This window comes from Foetidibacter luteolus (assembly GCF_009650435.1).
Lineage (GTDB): Bacteria > Bacteroidota > Bacteroidia > Chitinophagales > Chitinophagaceae > Foetidibacter > Foetidibacter luteolus.
In genome coordinates this window covers 96,786-113,302 of sequence record NZ_VVIP01000028.1, presented here as the reverse complement: position 1 = coordinate 113,302, position 16,517 = coordinate 96,786, and the positions used below count along the sequence as shown (strand labels likewise).

Below are 16,517 nucleotides of genomic sequence, written 5' to 3'. Positions count from 1 at the left end.
TTCGCACAATTAAAACCACACCCTTCCACATTGATCAAACCAACGGCAAAAATCAACACAATCATTTAAATCACCGGCATCAGTGGTCTTAATTTATCCACAATATGCGGTTATGCACATGCGTTTATAAAAAAATCTTGCATCGTAATGATTCAAACCGCATCTTGCGCAGGTTGATGAACTGGAAGAGCATTATATACAGTATTTCTTTTGCCGCATTGCTTACCTCGTGCAAAAGCTTTAAAAGTGCCAGCTCCGGCAGCAATACTTCCACCGCTAAGAAGAGTAAAGACCCCCGGTTTTTGGGCGATATCAATGTAACACCCGGTGGCGTTAAATATCCCTCCACAGCAGAGCCTAAAAGGATAGAAAAGAAAGCGAAAGTTACCCATGTAAAGCCTGATGTGGCGTTAACAAATTTTGATATTGAAAAGGCTGACTGGCTTCAACTGAAATACGCGATTGTACTGGATGCTACGGTAGAAAAACTAACCAACCTTTCTTTGCTGCAAAACATAGATAAATGGTGGGGCACCCGTTATTGTATGGGCGGCGTAACAGACAGGTGCATTGATTGCTCTGCCTTTACACAAATTATGCTGCGTGATGTGTACAGCACCGATATACCCCGCACGGCACAGGAACAATACGACCAATCAACAAGGATAGAGTTGGAAGACCTGGAAGAAGGCGACCTGGTTTTTTTTCATACCACCGGCGGCGATATTACCCATGTGGGCATTTACCTGTTTAACAACAAATTTGTTCATGCAGCTACCAGTACCGGCGTTAGTGTTAGTGACTTAAATGATACCTACTGGAAACCGCGGTACAGGGGTGCGGGAAGGGTGGGGAAACAATAATTTCTAAAAGGTGTCAAGACTGTAATAAGATCCTGTTGTAACATAGCCCACAAATATGTAACTCAAGCAACCTGCCCAGAAAAGAAATTCTCTTACCGATTTTAGATTTTTGTCATTATTGCTGGTTACAATTACAAAAGATTCCAACGCATAGCCCGTTGAGAAAAAAATATTGGCAACTATTCCCCAAAGGATTATACCAAAAAAGTCGAAGAATGTTACCTTATTCCAGTGAAGGCTAATTGCAATTACTCCATTAATGCCGACCAGCAGGTTAAAAAGAATTCTTTTAGTTTGCCAGTATTGATGTGATTCCAGTAGATTTAGCCCTGTTAATTCTTTTTCTGAATACTTCGGTACAAGAAGATCTTCCATAACTTTTCTTTTAAATGAGGAACGTTGATGTTTTAATCACCTCCGCCGCCACAACCGCTGCAACCACTGGACGAGCAGCCTGAACACCCGCTGTGGCCATCTCCGTGACTGTGGCATCCATCACCACCAGAACAACTGCTGTAGGTATGGGCACTGCAGCTACCACCATCACTACGGTTCTTGCGTTCCTTTTCAACAAATGGTTCTACTGCAAACTTAATGATTAGTGCTACAATGATGATAGCGACGGCAACCACCAGCACTTCTGCGCCCGCTGCCTGTATAAACAGCATAACAATTAATGCGAGAGCTGCCGGCAGCATAACATCCCTTAAGGTAATTACAGGCTTTTTTATAAGCCAGTACCGCGAAAGGTTTACACGCTGAAAGTTAATGTTGCTGAAACGCTCTTTGTTGTTGTGCCAGATATCGGCTGGCGGCGGATAGCCGAATGTTTCCTTGTACAAAGTATGTACACCGGTGTAATAGCCATCAAACTTTTGAGCTTCGGCTTTTCCCCCTTTGGTTGGGTTGTGATGAATTTCTTTTTCCAGGGTGTTCCTGCACAGGTCAACCCAGTAACTTTTGGTGTAGGTAAGGTGCAGGTGCCAGGCCTGGTCAACAGGGTCAGACGGTGTTACACCGGTTGGCGTAATGCAGCAGAGAAAAATAAATTTTTTGTACTCTTCAATAGCGCGTTGGGTGTAAGTTTTTGTCCAGCCGTTTTGCCTGGCAAGGCGGTCAGTAAATGTAAAGGATGCGCCAGGTGCGTCAAGGGCGAAGTTGTGGATTTTTGCCCATAGGGTTTGTTCATTTGTTTTCATACATTACAGGTATAAGGGTTCTAAAAAAATGTTTAGTAAAGCTACAATAGCCTGTAATGTGCCGGGCGGGTTAACCTAAAGATAATATGGGTGTAAAGGTTTTTGAGTTTGCGGTATCAGCGCCTGAAACTTTTTTCATAAAGGGCAATCCATTCTGCCGGGGTTAATTTGGATGCCAGTTGGCCAATAAGCTGGTAGGGCAGGGTGTCAAATTTTTTGAAACGAATGCAGCTTTTGCCCATGTCCAGTTTGGTTTTGCTTTGTTTGCTGTATTCTTCTGTAAACCACTTTAGTAAATTTTCATCTGCATAAATACCCATGTGGTAAACCGCTATAAAGTTTTTTTGAGAGGCTATGTTCATAAAAGGCAGTGGCTGTTTAGCATCGCAATGGTAACCTGCAGGATATAAGGAATGCGGTACCACATAACCCAGCATGCCATAATTCATCTCTTCTTTAAAACCTTTGGGCAGGTTCTCCAGGATGGCTTTTCTGAGTTCTTCAACAGGTTTTTTCCTGTCTTCCGGCAAAGCATCAAGGTATTCCTGCACGGTGGTAGCGGTTGATGTCATGAGGCTGTGGATTTGATTAAGATAAATGTACGCACTATGCTGCATTGAAAGCAGTGTATGAAGGCGATTTTATCTTCGCTACGCCTTTCACCACTTTTACAGATATTTGCACCGTATTCCACACAATACCTGCGGTTGTGAGCCTCATATTCAATCAAGCAACTATAATCACAAACTATGGTGCAGGCTGCGTTAGCTGTAAATATTTCAAGAAGGGCAACCCGTGTAGCGGTTAGTGTTTTCTTTTTCCTGGCAGGTTTTTGTTTTGCGTCCTGGGCATCCAGGATACCCAATATCCAGCAAAAGCTGCAATTAAGCGAAGGTGGGTTGGGAACAGTTTTACTTTCGCTGCCGGTTGGCTTAATGGTTAGCCTGCCTTTTTCCGGCGTGCTGGTTTCAAAGTTTGGCAGCCGGAAAATAGTTATTCTCGCTGCTTTGCTGTACGCCTGCACGTTGCCCTTTCTTGGGCTGGTTGCAGAAGTTTGGCAACTATCGCTGACGCTTTTTTTCTTCGGTTTTTTTGGAAACCTGTTTAATATATCCGTTAATACACAGGCGGTAGGTATTGAAACTATTTACGGCCGCAGTATCATGGCTTCTTTTCATGGGCTTTGGAGCCTGGCTGGTTTTAGCGGTGGATCTATCGGTACATTAATGGTATCTTCGGATATATCACCTTTTGCTCACTTTTGCATTGTTAGTTCCGCTGAAATTCTGACGGTAATAGTAACATGTAAGTATCTTCTTTTTTCGGATGCAAAGCACGCAAAAAAACAACCACTTTTCGTGATGCCGGATAGTTTCTTGCTAAAGCTTGGTCTTATAGCTTTTTGTTGCATGATTTGCGAAGGAACTATGTTTGAATGGAGCGGGGTTTATTTAAAGAAAGCGGTTCAGGCGTCTCCAGAACTTGTTCCCCTTGGCTTGACGGCCTTTATGAGTACAATGGCTGCGGGGCGGTTTACAGGAGATTGGTTATCGGAGAAACTTGGTAAGAAAACAATGATTCAAATGAGTGGATTGGTCATTGCAGCCGGGTTTTTGCTGGCTGTATTTTTCCCTTATGTAATCACAACTATTTCAGGTTTTTTGCTTGTGGGTATCGGTGTTTCGTCTGTTGTGCCGCTAGTGTACGGTACTGCAGGGCGTTCAAAAACTATGCCTTCCGGTATGGCCATTGCCTCGGTTTCTAGCATTGGGTATTCCGGCTTTTTATTTGGGCCTCCCCTTATAGGTTTTATTGCTGAAGCATCCAACCTTCGCTGGTCTTTTGCGGTAATTGCATTGCTGGGCTTTTGCACCACTTTGCTGGCTACGTTTACACGCATTGAGAAATAACTGCGTGGTTACCGCCAACACTACACTTTGAATAAAAGGTATTGAATAGCAAAAGCCTGCAACACAATGTTGAGTAGCGGACAAAACGTACAAGTGAGTGACACAACGGAAGCCTCATAGTAGCAATTCAGTTCGTCCCCCCCAAAAAAAAAGTTTGCATAAAAAAAGCTGCCCCATTGCGGAGCAGCTTTTTTTGTGCAAACTACTATTGTTTTATACAGCTTCTTCCACTTCTTTGCGGCTGTAGTCTTCCATCAGCTTGCGCTGCAGGTCGTAAGGTACAGGCGCATACTCATGAAAACGGCTTTTGAACTTGGCCCTGCCCTGCGATAAAGAGCGCAGCGAAGATGAATATCCATCCATTTCTGCCAATGGTACTTTGGCAATTACTTTTTGAAAATTGCCCTCACTGTCAATGCCCTCTACCAGGGCCCGACGGGTTTGCAGGTCGCCCATTACTGCGCCTGTAAGCTCGTCCGGACAAAGAACTTCTACGTTGTAAATAGGTTCCAGTATCTGTGGGTCTGCCTGCTGAAAAGCCTGGCGGAATGCCTGCAGGCCTGCTATTTTAAAGGAAATGTCATTACTGTCAACAGGGTGCATTTTGCCATCGTACACACATACCCTAACATCTCTTACATAGCTGCCGGTTAATGGTCCGTTGTGCATTTTTTCCATTACGCCCTTCAGGATCGAGGGCAGAAACCGTGCATCTATAGCGCCCCCCACAATGCAGTTGTAAAATACCAGTTTGCCGCCCCAGTCAAGGTCGTAGGTATCGCGGCCGCGTACATTAAGCCCGGCAGGTTCAGGTATGCCTTCGTGCCAGGGTTCTATGCGCATAAACACTTCTCCAAACTGGCCGGCGCCGCCGCTTTGTTTCTTGTGCCTGTAAGTAGATTCTGCCATGCGGCGTATGGTTTCCCTGTAAGGTATGCGTGGTTTTATAAAGCGTACTTCAACCTTATATTGGTTTTCTATTTTCCAGCGTGCCACAGCCAGGTGCATATCTCCCTGGCAGTGCAGCAGTATTTGCTTTAATTCCGGGGAAAATTCTATCAGCAGGGTAGGATCTTCTTCCCGCAACTGGTGCAATGCCTGCGATAGTTTTTCTTCTTCACCCTTCTTCAGCGTTTCTATCGCTACAGTCATGTTAGGCAATGGAAAAACTATGGGGTCCAACTCATAATTCCTGCCCTTTATGTGCAGTGTGTTGTTTACATGCGTGTTTTTAAGCTTAAGCGTGGCGCCAATATCGCCCGCCACCAGTTCGTTGGTGTTTATGCGTTTGTTGCCTTCTACCAAAAACAACTGGTTTAGCTTTTCGCTAACGCCGGTGGTTTCATTTTCAAGGTCCATACCGCTTTTAACGGTGCCGCTGTACACTTTAAAAAAGCTAAGGTCTCCCACATGGGGCTCGCTTACTGTTTTATATACAAAAATGCAGGCAGGGCCATTGGCGTCGCAGGGCAACGTGGCGCCGCTCTTTGTTTTTTGCGGGGGCATTTCATTGGCGCTGGGGCAAACATTGTCAATAAAACCCATCAGGCGGCCGCTGCCCATGTTACGCTCTGCGCTAAGACAAAACAAGGGAAAGATGTCATGGTTTATCATGGCTTTTTTCATGCCATTTTTTATGTCATCTTCATCCAGTTCACCCTGGTCAAAATATTTTTCCATAAGGGCTTCATCATTACCGGCAACGGCTTCCACAAGGTCCTTATGCAGGGCATCGGCCTTCGCTTTTTCATCGGCGGGTATTTCTAGTTTCTCGGGTTTGCCGCCATTGTCTTTAAACTTATACATGGTCATGCGCAGCACATCAATTATTTCATGAAAACCCGCGCCTTGCTGGCGGGGGTATTGCACCACTACCACCTTGCTGCCAAAATGGTTTTTCGCTTCTGCCACCGTGCTGTCAAAATCGGCGCTGTCATCATCCAGTTTATTAACGGCGAATATCATGGGCGTTTTAAACTGCTCCGTGTAGTTCCAGATGATATCTGTGGTTACTTCCACGCCGGCAGTAGCGTTAAGCAGCATTACGCCGGTATCGGCCACCCGTAAGGCACTTATTACTTCCCCGGTAAAATCGTCGTAACCAGGGGTATCAATAATGTTAATCTTGTAGCCACGCCATTTGGCGTGCATAAGCTTGCTAAAAATAGAATTACCACGTTCCTGTTCAAGTTCGTGGTAATCTCCTGTTGTATTCTTTTCGGCTATGCTGCCTCTGCGGGTTATTATTCCCGCTTCGTAGAGCATGCATTCCGCCAATGTGGTCTTGCCGCAGCCCGCATGGCCCAGCAAGACAATGCTTTTTACGTGTGATGTATCAAATTCTGACATGGTTGTATGCGTTTAATGTGTTTAGTTGATTAATTGTGTCAGTAGATTTTTGAGCCCGGCAGGAGGGATTACTATTAGGCATCCTTGCGTCGCACTCTTGTACTGCACCGCGCTATGCAGCAATTACGCTCCGGTTGGGCATCCTGTACAGTGTAAGCTTAACTACATATACTGCAGTGTATACGCTTACTGACAAAAGGAACACGGATGCCAGGGATTAGACAATATATGCTGGGTGATATGGCAATAATAACCGAAGAGCATGAAGGATGGGTTTTGTCATCCTGTGTGATGTTTATCTCGTCCTTGAAATCCGTGTTCTGTTTATATGTAGCACTATGCAGGTTCGGGGATGAATGATGAAGCGTGTTCCAGTGAACTTTAAGAATAAATAAGATAATGTTCTATAGTAACGCAGCAGTATTATTTGAAAGCAGGTAAATGAGTGAACAGCATTTACTTGCTTTCATTACCTATTAAAGCTTCAAATGCTGCTGTTGAACTTATTAAAATCTGTGCGTAATTCCTGAAGGCTGTGTTTCAGGTATTCGTAATCATCGTACAAGCGCTCATGGTCCACATAAACGTCTTCAGAAACGTTACCACTGTTGTCCGATATTTCCCTGTTAACGGTACGGTCGTGAGATTTTACTGCCTGCTTTAAATCGTGGATGTTGATGAGCTGGATGTGAAGCTGGTTCTGGAAGTGTTCTAGGTCGGTAAGTTGGTCTTTAGAGAGCGCTTTAGTTGCGATGGTTTGTAACTGGTGTTTGAGCTCGTTAAATTCATCGCGTAAGGAATGTAAATGCTCTCTCCATTGATTACACTCCTTAGAGAGCTGTGAGATGTCTGTCTGAACCATGGGATTAAAATTTAGTGGTGAAGAAATTTGTTTCCCCCGGCAAGCTTTGTCGGTTCAATGAATCTTGTACTAAGCTAAACAAATATTTATATAACAAAAAAATGTTTTTTGGAGGTGTAACGCATTGCGGAAGGCATTTGTACTCAAAAAATTGATAATGAAGAAGCTGTAATTTTAAAACTGTTTTTTCCATCCTTAAGGTTTGCACCGCTTGCATTTCAGCTAAATAATATATAATTTGTTCTATCTCCTTCAGCCTTCATAAACATCATTATGCGAAAAAATATTATTTGCACTTTAACAGTGCTTTTGTATTTGCTTGCAAGCCATGCACAGGTAAAACATATTTACATCCGCGTCTTCAACATTGCCGGGGAAAGAATTGCAAAAGGTAAACTTATAGCCACAACAGATTCAAGCCTGCTTATTGAAAAAGATAAAGTGCAGCACGAGATAGCTGTTTCATCCATAGGGGTCATCAAAATAAAAAGGTCATTAGGACATGCCGTTGCCGTTGGCGCAGTTATTGGCGGTGTTTCAGGGGGGATAATTGGCCTTGCTTCCGCAGGCCAGGATAAGGGTTCTTCCTTTGAGATATTAGATTATTCACCTGCCGAGGGTTTTGCGGGAGGTTTAATAGCGGGCGGAGCTACAGGGGCAGCAATAGGAGCATTGTGTGGCTTATTGCAAAAGCGGCAAACTATTGTTATTAACGGCAACCTGGCAGCCTGGCAAAAAGAGCGGCAATCTTTGCCTTCTCTGTAATACAGCTACATAAAATCCCTCTTTTCCGTAAGGTATTTCCAATAGCGTACGGGCATGTGTTGTATGTGCAGTTTGGTATTCTTCCTGGCCTTAATATTTACACTGCTGAAGTATTGTTGCCAGAGTTGCTGGTAAAGCGCCTCTTTTTCATCGTACAAAATAGCACCTGAAGATGCATTGCTTTCCGTAAAAGCTATTTCAACAATTTCTACGGTTTGTAAATTGTAGTAGATGCCGTATTTGCGGTAGTTATCATAAATAAGCCAGCGTTGATCCGCATACCGGTCTTTAAAGTGTTTGATGATAAGCGGCAATACATTAAAGTCAGGCTCAACCAGTGCGTAATACAAACCATCTGATGTTAACTGGAACCTTACAAATGCCGTCATCCGGTGCCTTTCCCGTCGTACTTTTTGGGCCGTTTGAGTAATTTTTAGGATGGCGCTGTTACTAAAGTTGTGTTCAATGGTTAGTTTATTGGAAAACACCAGCCGGGCATACTGTAACATTTGATTTTCTATTCCCTTGTCTTCTGAGAGAAAACTATGGTACAATGTTTCCAGTGCCCTGGGTGATAGCTTCTGTTTAAGGCCGTTCCATACACGTTTGGCTTTTGTATCATCAGGGGTTACGATATGCTCCTGTGTGAGCAGCGATGGCTGGTATATAGCATCTTTTACAATCACCACTTCCTCGTTGATATTGTATTCATATATTTCAAAAACAGCGGTAAGCCATCCTTCAAAACTTCCATTGTAAATAAATGTATGCATGCGGCATTATTTTAAGTTGGTGGATTTGCCCAGGGGCAATCTGCTACGGCAATGCTGAATAGAATTGTTGCAGTAAAAGAGTGCGACGCAAGTAAAGCTCAATGCCTGTTCCTTCTGCCGGGCCCATAAACATTATTTTGCCGTTAACGGCAAAACTTTTGAGTAAAAGTTACCTGGCTTGAAGATGTTTAAAACAGTTTCATTTGCGGCGAAAAGTTGGGCTTATATTTAGATACTGCCTGGTTAACCAGCCGGTCTTTTATTTGCATGGCCGTTAATTCTTTGTAGTTGTTATTGTTTACACCATGCGTTATAAAGTATTTAGCTTTATTATAAGCGATGCCAATTTTAACCAGGTGTTGCTCGTTAAGCAATGCATATTTTCGGGCAGCATAAATTTTATTGGCAGACTGGATGCCTATGCCTGGCACCCGTTTGAGGAGAAACAGGTCTGCTTTGTTAACATCAACTGGAAATAGGTGCAGGTTACGTAAGGCCCACGCAAGTTTGGGATCAATATCCGCGTCCAGCAGGGGCTGGTGGGGAGACACAATTTCATTTACAGTAAAACCATAAAAGCGTAACAACCAATCTGCCTGGTACAAACGGTTTTCACGCAGCAACGGCACTGGCGTACCTATGGAGGGTAACCTGTTATCGTTGCTTACAGGTACATAACCGGAATAGTATACCCTGCGCATTTGCATTTTTTGATAAAAGAAATGAGACATCAGCAGTATCTGAAGATCAGTTTCAGGTGTGGCGCCAATTACCATTTGCGTGCTTTGACCAGCAGGGGCATATACTGGTACTTTTTTGCTGGTCTTCCTTTCCTCATGGCGGGCTTGTATGCTGTTTTTAAGATAGGTCATTGGGTTAAGCATATCCTGCCTTTTTTTGTCGGGTGCAAGTAGCTTGAGGCTTTGTTCTGTAGGCATTTCAACATTAACACTCAACCTGTCGGCATACAAAGCAGCCTGCTCCAATAAGTCATTGCTTGCGCCAGGTATGGTTTTAAGGTGGATGTACCCATTAAAGCGGTGTTCTGTTCTTAGCTTTTTTGCCACTAACACCAGGCGCTCCATGGTATAATCCGCATTGCTGAAAATACCAGAACTCAAAAACAAACCTTCTATGTAGTTGCGGCGATAAAAATTAATAGTAAGGTCAACCACTTCCTGCACTGTAAACGCGGCCCGTTTAACATCGTTGCTTTTGCGGCTTACACAATAGGCGCAATCGTATATACAATGGTTGGTTAGGAGTATCTTCAGCAATGACACACAGCGGCCATCTTCTGTGTAAGCATGGCAAATGCCATTGCCGGTGTTGCCCAAACCCTTGTTACTGTTTTTCCTGTTGCTGCCGCTGCTGGCACACGATACATCATACTTGGCTGCATCGGCAAGGATAGACAGTTTTTCTGTTATACGTTCCCACATACCTGATAATTTATTTAGTGCTAAATTACTAATATAATTAGTTTTTAAATTGTGGAGTTTTCTCTACAGTAGCACGGTTATATTAATTGTATAATGTACATTTAATGAAATTTCTACTCATGCACATACGCCGGTTGCTTAACCTATCGTCTTTTGTTGTCTTATTACTATTTGCAGTAAATGTTTTAGCGCAGGACAACATCGTTAACATTGAAGCAAACCTGTTATCGCCCAGGGAAAAAATAAAGCCTATCTGGGCATATTTCGGTTATGATGAGCCCAATTATACATACATGAAGGATGGTAAAAAATTATTGGCAGAGATTGCAGCGTTTAGCAAAAGGCCGGTATATGTAAGGGCGCATAACCTGCTAACAAGCGGTAATGGAGAAGCCGCTTTAAAATGGGGTTCAACGAACGCCTATACAGAGGATGCCAATGGAAACCCGGTGTATGACTGGCGTATTGTAGATTCTATTTTTGACACGTATATAAGCAATGGCATGAAGCCCATAGCCGAAATCGGGTTTATGCCCCAGGCATTATCCACACACCCCGAACCCTACCGGCATTACTGGCAGCCCGGCCATCCTTACGAGGAGATATATACCGGTTGGGCATATCCCCCCAAAGACTATAAAAAGTGGGGAGCTTTGGTATATGAATGGGTAAAGCATTGCGTGCAGCGTTACGGAGAAGCGGAAGTAAATACATGGTACTGGGAGGTATGGAATGAGCCGAACATCAGTTACTGGAAAGGTACATTTGAAGAATACCTGGCGCTCTATGATTATGCTGCGGACGCAGTTAAAAGGGCCTGTCCCGGTACAATAGTGGGAGGGCCTACATCAACAGGGCCATCGTGGGATAAGGCCAACGAATTTTTGAGGAAGTTTTTGTTGCATTGCGCAGAAGGAACCAATTACGCTACAGGTAAAAAAGGGTCTCCGCTGGAGTACATCAGCTTTCACGCAAAGGGATCTCCAAAACTTGTAAATGGCCATGTGCGTATGAACATGACCAGCGAATTGAAAGACATTGCCAAAGGTTTTGAAACCGTGGCTGCTTCCGCGTTCAAGCATTTGCCCATTATTATCGGCGAATGCGACCCCGAGGGCTGCGCTGCCTGTGGCATGACCACCAACCCTGAAAATGCTTACCGCAACGGCACCATGTATTCCAGTTATACCGCATCGTCTTTTACTCGCATTTACGATTTGGCCAAACGCTACGGTGTAAATATGGAAGGTGCTGTAAGCTGGTCATTTGAATTTGAAAACCAGCCCTGGTTCCATGGTTTCAGAGACCTGGCAACCAATGGTGTAAATAAGCCCGTGCTGAATGTTTTCCGCATGTTTGCTTTGATGGAAGAAAACAAGATACAGGTAACTAACCCCGGCGCCTTGCCGTTAGATACGCTTATTTATGCCGGGGTTCGGGGTGCCAAAGCCGATATTGATGCTTTTGCTACCGTTGGCGACAGCAGCGCTTCCGTTATGTTGTGGAATTACCACGATGATGATTTGCCGGCGGCCACTGCGGGATTACAGTTGACTGTAAAAAATATTCCCGCCAAAAGAATATTGCTGCAGCATTACCGTATTGACAGCCTGCACAGCAATGCTTATGAGCTATGGAAGAAAATGGGCTCTCCGCAAGAGGTTAATAAAGAGCAATATGCGCAGCTTGAAAAAGCCGGCCAGCTTGCTTTATTGCTGCCAGTGGAACAGCGGAAAGTTAAGAGTGGTGAATTGCGGTTATCTTTCAACCTGCCACGGCAGGGTGTATCGCTGGTAAAAATCGTTTATCAATAAAATGCTGTAATGAAAAAAATATTCTTGTCTTTTGTGCTGTGTTGTGTTGCCTGTTACGGTTATGGACAGCGCCAGGATTCTGCATTACTGTTTTCTTATTTCATCAACAATGGTGAAGATGGCCTACACTTTGCCTGGAGCAAGGATGGCTATAGCTGGCAAGCGCTGAAAGGCGGTAGCTCTTTTTTAACGCCAACGGCAGGAGTGGATAAGTTAATGCGTGACCCTTGCATTATAAGGGGTGGAGATGGCCTTTTTCACATGGTGTGGACGGTAAGCTGGAATGAGAAAAGCATCGGTTATGCAAGCTCGAAAGATTTGGTTAACTGGAGCCCGCAGCAGGATATACCCGTTATGGCGCACGAAAACGATGCGCTTAATTGCTGGGCGCCAGAGATTTTTTACGATGCAGCCAATAGCGAATACATGATTTACTGGGCCACTACCATACCCGGCAGGTTTCCTGAAAGTGATACTGCCGGCGATAGCAAATACAACCACCGCATGTATTATGTTACTACAAAAGATTTTAAAACCTTTTCCCGTGCGGCTGTTTTGTACGATAAGGGTTTTAATGTTATTGATGCCTCTATTCATAAGGAAGGGCAACGGTACATCATGTTTCTCAAGAACGAAACGCTAAAGCCTGTGCCAGAAAAAAACATCCGCATGGCTACCAGTACACAGTTAACTGCCGGCTATGGACAGGCCTCAAAACCTATTACCGGTAACTATTGGGCCGAGGGGCCAACCGCTGTAAAATGGCAGGGGAAATGGATAGTGTATTTCGATAAGTACACACAACATGCCTACGGCGCGGTAACATCAACAGATTTGCTGCACTGGCAGGATGAGTCTGATAAAGTCAGTTTCCCCAAAGGGCTGCGGCATGGCACTGTACTTAAAGTGTCTTTTGCAGAGCTGCAAAAACTAATGCAATGATACGAATAGGGCGTTAACTATTAAATCTGCGGCGGGCAAAGCTTGATACCAACTTTTACCTATTTTTACGCTCAGAAACTCCTGCATGAAATACCTGACTTTTGAAGAAGCTGCCTCCATTGAAACAGACAGCAAGGCATACCTGAATAAACCTCTTCTTTATAAAAAGAACACCGGGCAAACAGCAAAGCTGCTGCAGGTGGATATGGTGATACGTGGCGAAGGCTACGATCTCCTGTATAGCTTTGATAATTCCAGAAAACTTTCGGCAAAGGATTTTATCGCTTTAAACAAAGCCAGCGTTAAATTTTCCCATGTCTCCAGCGAAGCGATTGGCCGTTTATGGGGCGAGAGTGTGGAGTAATGGCTATGCTTCTGCCCGGGCCGATTATCCTAAACGTAAACCTGTCTTGTACGTACCTGTGTTTATTTAATTACTGGTAACGCAGGTATGTCTTCATATTCATAAAATTAAAATTTGAGGCGTACCCGGCATTAAATTTTCACGCATATATTCTTTGCCTTATTTTCACGCAGGGGCGCCAGCCCCATACTATCTAACCAACAAATAACCACTGCCTCATGGCCTATCTTCAGCATCTGTTACAGCGGCTCAACTGTTGCGCTGTTATCTTTGATATGGATGGTACTATGATTGATAACCACCGCTTTCACCTGCAGGCCTGGGGAAAATTCCTGCAAAACAAAGGGATACAGCTAACAGAAGAAGCTTATAAGCAACGCATTAACGGCCATGCCACCAGGGAGGCCATAGCTTACCTGTACAACAACACACTCAGTAAAGCTGAAAACCTGCAATATGCCGCTGAAAAAGAAAGCATTTACAGGCAATTGTATGTGCCTTATATACAGCCGGTTACCGGTTTGCAACCTTTGCTGCAGGCATTAAAGGCAGCCGGTGTACCCATGGCCATTGCCACATCTGCCATTAAGGAAAATGTAGAGTTTATGTTTAAGTATATTGATGTTGCAGCTTATTTTGATACTGTTGTAGATGCGGGTGATATTGACAGGGGTAAGCCAGACCCGGAGATTTACATAAAAACCGCTGCCCGCCTTGGCGTTGATTCACAAAATTGCCTCGTGTTTGAAGATGCTTTGGCCGGCATACGTTCTGCCAAGGCCGCAGGTATGAAGGTTATAGCGCTAACCACCACCAACAGCCGCGATAAACTTACAGAGGCGGATATGATTATTAATGATTTTACCGAAATGGTACAGCCGCCGGTTGCTGTTGCCGGCTAATTGTTTTTTTAGTTTAATAAGTATAAGGGGGTGCCCCCAAGCTATCGCAAGGGGTCGGGCTTTCCGCTCATACTCCGGCACAAGGCCCCCTGCACAGGACCTTCAGCGGGGTAACCGCTTCAATCCCTCACCCAAAGGTGCAGCACGCTGCTTTTGCAGGTAGTTGCTTACAAAGAAAAAATTACAAAAAGTTACTCCCTACTTTATAACCCAAACCTGTTACTGCTGCCTTTGGCAAGTCCGTTCAAACATGTATCTTAGCGCTTCTGGAATTAATCACCCAAAAAATAATACAAACATGGCTAAATACAGTGCCGGAGTACTTTTCGGCGATGAGTTAGAAGCATTATATAAAGACGCGAAAGAAAATAAATTCGCAATGCCCGCCGTAAACGTAATAGGTACAGACTCTGTTAACGCGGTGCTGGAAACAGCGGCAAAAGTAGAATCTCCCGTTATCATACAGTTCAGCAATGGCGGCGCCCAGTTCTATGCCGGAAAGGGCATGCCCAACGATAAATTGCAGGCCAATATTGCCGGTGCTGTAAGCGGTGCGCTGCATGTGCACAATGTGGCAAAATATTATGGTGTGCCGGTGGTGCTGCATACAGACCATGCAGCTAAAAAATGGCTGCCCTGGATTGACGGCCTGCTTACAGCCGGCGAAGAATATAAAGCCAAAAACGGCCAGCCTCTCTTCAGCTCTCACATGCTCGACCTTAGTGAAGAGCCCCTGCACGAAAACATTGAAATATCCGCGGAATATTTTAAGCGCATCAATGCGTTGGGCATGAGCATTGAAGTGGAACTGGGTGTTACGGGTGGTGAAGAAGACGGCGTGGATAACTCTGATGTGGAAAACTCCAAGCTGTACACGCAGCCGCAGGATGTGTTTGAAACCTACGAAGCGTTGGCCAAAACAGGCTCAAGGTTTACCATTGCTGCTTCTTTTGGTAATGTGCATGGTGTTTACAGCCCGGGTAACGTGGTACTGCGCCCTGAAATTTTAAAGAACAGCCAGATTTATGTATCTGAAAAATTAGGCCTGCCTGAAGGATCTAAACCATTGTATTTTGTGTTTCACGGTGGCAGCGGCTCTGCAAAAGAGCAGATTAACGAAACACTGGATTATGGTGTTATTAAAATGAATATTGACACCGATATGCAATGGGCTTTTTGGGAAGGTGTGCTGAACTATTACAAAAAGAATGAAGCTTACCTGCAAACCCAGTTAGGTAACCCCGAAGGCGAGGAAAAACCCAACAAAAAATACTACGATCCACGTGTATGGCTTCGCAAAGGAGAAGACAATTTTGTAAAACGTTTGGAAGAGGCTTTTAAAGATCTGAACTGTATTGGCAAGAACAAGTAGCTTGTTTGAAAATAGAATTGTTATAAGCACAAAGAGAAGCCCCGGGCTTCTCTTTGTGCTTAATGGTACCCGCTTAAATGCCGCCATGAAAAACCGGACGTACAAGTGAGTGACACAACGGAAGTCCCCATGAAGAACTTCAGTCTGTACCATAAAAAATAATCTTATGAACCTAAGCTTAACCGGAAAAACAGCGCTGGTATGCGGTGCATCGCAAGGGCTGGGCGCAGCTACGGCAAAAGAGCTTGCCCTTAACGGCGCCAATGTAATTGTGCTGGCAAGAAATGAAGAAAAATTAAAGACAGTGCTGCAATCGCTTGATGCATCGCAGCAGCAGCAACACACTTGCCTTGTTGCTGATAGCGGGCAGCCTTATCAATTACAGCATACCGTTAAACAATACCTGGCCGGCGGCAATACCATACACATACTGGTAAACAACTCCGGCGGCCCGCCTTCCGGGCCTTTGATTGATACAGCAGCGGAAGAACTGGAAAAATCCTTCCGGTCGCTGCTGATAACAGCGCACCTTTTAGCGCAGGCCATAGTGCCGGGGATGAAAGCGGCAGGGTTTGGCCGTATTGTAAACGTTACTTCCGTTTCGGCCAAGCAACCAACTGCAGGTTTGGGCATATCCAACACCGTGCGTGCCGCCGTGGCCAACTGGGCCAAAACGCTGGCTAACGAATTAGGCCCCTGTGGCATAACCGTAAACAATGTGTTGCCCGGTTTTACCAAAACAGCCAGGCTGGATTATCTTTTTGGCAGGCAGGCACAGGCCAATGATACCTCTGTGGATGAGGTGTTGCGGAAAACATTGTCCACCGTACCTGCGGGAAGGCTGGGCGAGCCGGAAGAGTTTGCCGCCGCGGTGGCTTTCTTGTGTTCGCCTGCAGCGGCTTTTATTAATGGCATAAACCTGCCAGTAGATGGGGGCAGGCTGGGCAGTTTGTAATTTGT

General features: G+C 44.7%; 16 protein-coding genes. 9 read left to right on the top strand and 7 right to left on the bottom strand.

Annotated elements, in window-relative coordinates; all coding sequences use genetic code 11:
* The first annotated feature begins 164 nt into the window (after window positions 1-164).
* A complete protein-coding gene (locus tag F0364_RS08100; RefSeq protein WP_207632567.1) occupies window positions 165-863 on the top strand; it encodes an NlpC/P60 family protein in 699 nt (232 codons plus the stop codon).
* Window positions 864-866: 3 nt separating this feature from the next.
* On the opposite strand, the gene F0364_RS08095 is transcribed toward F0364_RS08100, so the two are convergent.
* The 3 genes from F0364_RS08095 to F0364_RS08085 all read right to left on the bottom strand — a co-directional run bounded on the left by F0364_RS08095 (window position 867) and on the right by F0364_RS08085 (window position 2,634).
* Complete coding sequence (locus F0364_RS08095) at window positions 867-1,238, bottom strand: hypothetical protein (RefSeq protein ID WP_153797265.1); 372 nt, start codon at window positions 1,236-1,238, stop codon at window positions 867-869.
* Between the two features lie 32 nt (window positions 1,239-1,270).
* Window positions 1,271-2,062, bottom strand: coding sequence for a glycine-rich domain-containing protein (locus F0364_RS28870; RefSeq protein WP_207632566.1), 792 nt, complete (start codon window positions 2,060-2,062; stop codon window positions 1,271-1,273).
* 116 nt (window positions 2,063-2,178) lie between these two features.
* Entirely contained in the window at window positions 2,179-2,634 is a 456-nt protein-coding gene (locus tag F0364_RS08085; protein WP_153797264.1) for a DUF1801 domain-containing protein, read from the bottom strand.
* Between the two features lie 177 nt (window positions 2,635-2,811).
* Here F0364_RS08085 and F0364_RS08080 point away from each other — a divergent pair, with 177 nt between their 5' ends.
* Window positions 2,812-3,972 (top strand): MFS transporter, encoded by a 1,161-nt coding sequence (locus F0364_RS08080; protein WP_153797263.1) that lies wholly within the window; start codon window positions 2,812-2,814, stop codon window positions 3,970-3,972.
* A gap of 213 nt (window positions 3,973-4,185) precedes the next feature.
* Here the strand turns inward: F0364_RS08080 and fusA2 are convergent, their stop codons facing one another.
* Both fusA2 and F0364_RS08070 read right to left on the bottom strand, forming a co-directional pair.
* Window positions 4,186-6,321, bottom strand: coding sequence for an elongation factor G2 (gene fusA2 / locus F0364_RS08075; RefSeq protein ID WP_153797262.1), 2,136 nt, complete (start codon window positions 6,319-6,321; stop codon window positions 4,186-4,188).
* A gap of 484 nt (window positions 6,322-6,805) precedes the next feature.
* The gene (locus tag F0364_RS08070) at window positions 6,806-7,183 is read right to left on the bottom strand and encodes a hypothetical protein (protein ID WP_153797261.1); all 378 of its coding nucleotides are present in this window, start codon (window positions 7,181-7,183) and stop codon (window positions 6,806-6,808) included.
* A 273-nt stretch (window positions 7,184-7,456) separates the two neighbouring features.
* On the opposite strand from F0364_RS08070, the gene F0364_RS08065 reads away from it, so the two are divergent.
* Window positions 7,457-7,948: a hypothetical protein gene (locus F0364_RS08065; protein ID WP_153797260.1), complete on the top strand. Its 492-nt coding sequence runs from the start codon at window positions 7,457-7,459 to the stop codon at window positions 7,946-7,948.
* Window positions 7,949-7,953: 5 nt separating this feature from the next.
* Here F0364_RS08065 and F0364_RS08060 read toward each other — a convergent pair whose 3' ends face one another.
* Together F0364_RS08060 and F0364_RS08055 are read right to left on the bottom strand one after the other, a co-directional pair.
* Complete coding sequence (locus F0364_RS08060; RefSeq protein ID WP_153797259.1) at window positions 7,954-8,721, bottom strand: TIGR03915 family putative DNA repair protein; 768 nt, start codon at window positions 8,719-8,721, stop codon at window positions 7,954-7,956.
* 188 nt (window positions 8,722-8,909) lie between these two features.
* On the bottom strand, window positions 8,910-10,163 hold the full coding sequence (locus F0364_RS08055) for a putative DNA modification/repair radical SAM protein (RefSeq protein ID WP_153797258.1): 1,254 nt from the start codon (window positions 10,161-10,163) through the stop codon (window positions 8,910-8,912).
* 104 nt (window positions 10,164-10,267) lie between these two features.
* Between F0364_RS08055 and F0364_RS08050 the strand changes: the two genes are divergently transcribed.
* From F0364_RS08050 to F0364_RS08025, 6 genes are all read left to right on the top strand, one after another.
* Entirely contained in the window at window positions 10,268-11,977 is a 1,710-nt protein-coding gene (locus tag F0364_RS08050) for a GH39 family glycosyl hydrolase (RefSeq protein ID WP_153797257.1), read from the top strand.
* 9 nt (window positions 11,978-11,986) lie between these two features.
* Window positions 11,987-12,919 carry a glycoside hydrolase family 43 protein gene (locus tag F0364_RS08045; RefSeq protein ID WP_153797256.1) on the top strand — a complete coding sequence of 311 codons (933 nt, stop codon included), beginning with the start codon at window positions 11,987-11,989 and terminating at the stop codon, window positions 12,917-12,919.
* Between the two features lie 85 nt (window positions 12,920-13,004).
* Complete coding sequence (locus F0364_RS08040; protein ID WP_153797255.1) at window positions 13,005-13,283, top strand: hypothetical protein; 279 nt, start codon at window positions 13,005-13,007, stop codon at window positions 13,281-13,283.
* A 218-nt stretch (window positions 13,284-13,501) separates the two neighbouring features.
* Window positions 13,502-14,185: an HAD family hydrolase gene (locus tag F0364_RS08035; RefSeq protein WP_153797254.1), complete on the top strand. Its 684-nt coding sequence runs from the start codon at window positions 13,502-13,504 to the stop codon at window positions 14,183-14,185.
* A gap of 298 nt (window positions 14,186-14,483) precedes the next feature.
* Window positions 14,484-15,557 (top strand): class II fructose-bisphosphate aldolase, encoded by a 1,074-nt coding sequence (fbaA, locus tag F0364_RS08030; RefSeq protein WP_153797253.1) that lies wholly within the window; start codon window positions 14,484-14,486, stop codon window positions 15,555-15,557.
* A gap of 166 nt (window positions 15,558-15,723) precedes the next feature.
* Entirely contained in the window at window positions 15,724-16,512 is a 789-nt protein-coding gene (locus F0364_RS08025) for an SDR family oxidoreductase (protein WP_153797252.1), read from the top strand.
* The last annotated feature ends 5 nt before the right edge of the window (window positions 16,513-16,517 follow it).

What these genes read in the sequence shown, in the direction of transcription:
- fusA2 (WP_153797262.1), bottom strand. Translation starts at nt 6,321, where the DNA reads ATGTCAGAATTTGATACATCACACGTAAAAAGCATTGTCTTGCTGGGC.
- fbaA (WP_153797253.1), top strand. Translation starts at nt 14,484, where the DNA reads ATGGCTAAATACAGTGCCGGAGTACTTTTCGGCGATGAGTTAGAAGCA.
- F0364_RS08055 (WP_153797258.1), bottom strand. Translation starts at nt 10,163, where the DNA reads ATGTGGGAACGTATAACAGAAAAACTGTCTATCCTTGCCGATGCAGCC.
- F0364_RS08065 (WP_153797260.1), top strand. Translation starts at nt 7,457, where the DNA reads ATGCGAAAAAATATTATTTGCACTTTAACAGTGCTTTTGTATTTGCTT.
- F0364_RS08045 (WP_153797256.1), top strand. Translation starts at nt 11,987, where the DNA reads ATGAAAAAAATATTCTTGTCTTTTGTGCTGTGTTGTGTTGCCTGTTAC.
- F0364_RS08070 (WP_153797261.1), bottom strand. Translation starts at nt 7,183, where the DNA reads ATGGTTCAGACAGACATCTCACAGCTCTCTAAGGAGTGTAATCAATGG.
- F0364_RS08085 (WP_153797264.1), bottom strand. Translation starts at nt 2,634, where the DNA reads ATGACATCAACCGCTACCACCGTGCAGGAATACCTTGATGCTTTGCCG.
- F0364_RS08050 (WP_153797257.1), top strand. Translation starts at nt 10,268, where the DNA reads ATGAAATTTCTACTCATGCACATACGCCGGTTGCTTAACCTATCGTCT.
- F0364_RS08040 (WP_153797255.1), top strand. Translation starts at nt 13,005, where the DNA reads ATGAAATACCTGACTTTTGAAGAAGCTGCCTCCATTGAAACAGACAGC.
- F0364_RS08095 (WP_153797265.1), bottom strand. Translation starts at nt 1,238, where the DNA reads ATGGAAGATCTTCTTGTACCGAAGTATTCAGAAAAAGAATTAACAGGG.
- F0364_RS08035 (WP_153797254.1), top strand. Translation starts at nt 13,502, where the DNA reads ATGGCCTATCTTCAGCATCTGTTACAGCGGCTCAACTGTTGCGCTGTT.
- F0364_RS08080 (WP_153797263.1), top strand. Translation starts at nt 2,812, where the DNA reads ATGGTGCAGGCTGCGTTAGCTGTAAATATTTCAAGAAGGGCAACCCGT.
- F0364_RS28870 (WP_207632566.1), bottom strand. Translation starts at nt 2,062, where the DNA reads ATGAAAACAAATGAACAAACCCTATGGGCAAAAATCCACAACTTCGCC.
- F0364_RS08060 (WP_153797259.1), bottom strand. Translation starts at nt 8,721, where the DNA reads ATGCATACATTTATTTACAATGGAAGTTTTGAAGGATGGCTTACCGCT.
- F0364_RS08025 (WP_153797252.1), top strand. Translation starts at nt 15,724, where the DNA reads ATGAACCTAAGCTTAACCGGAAAAACAGCGCTGGTATGCGGTGCATCG.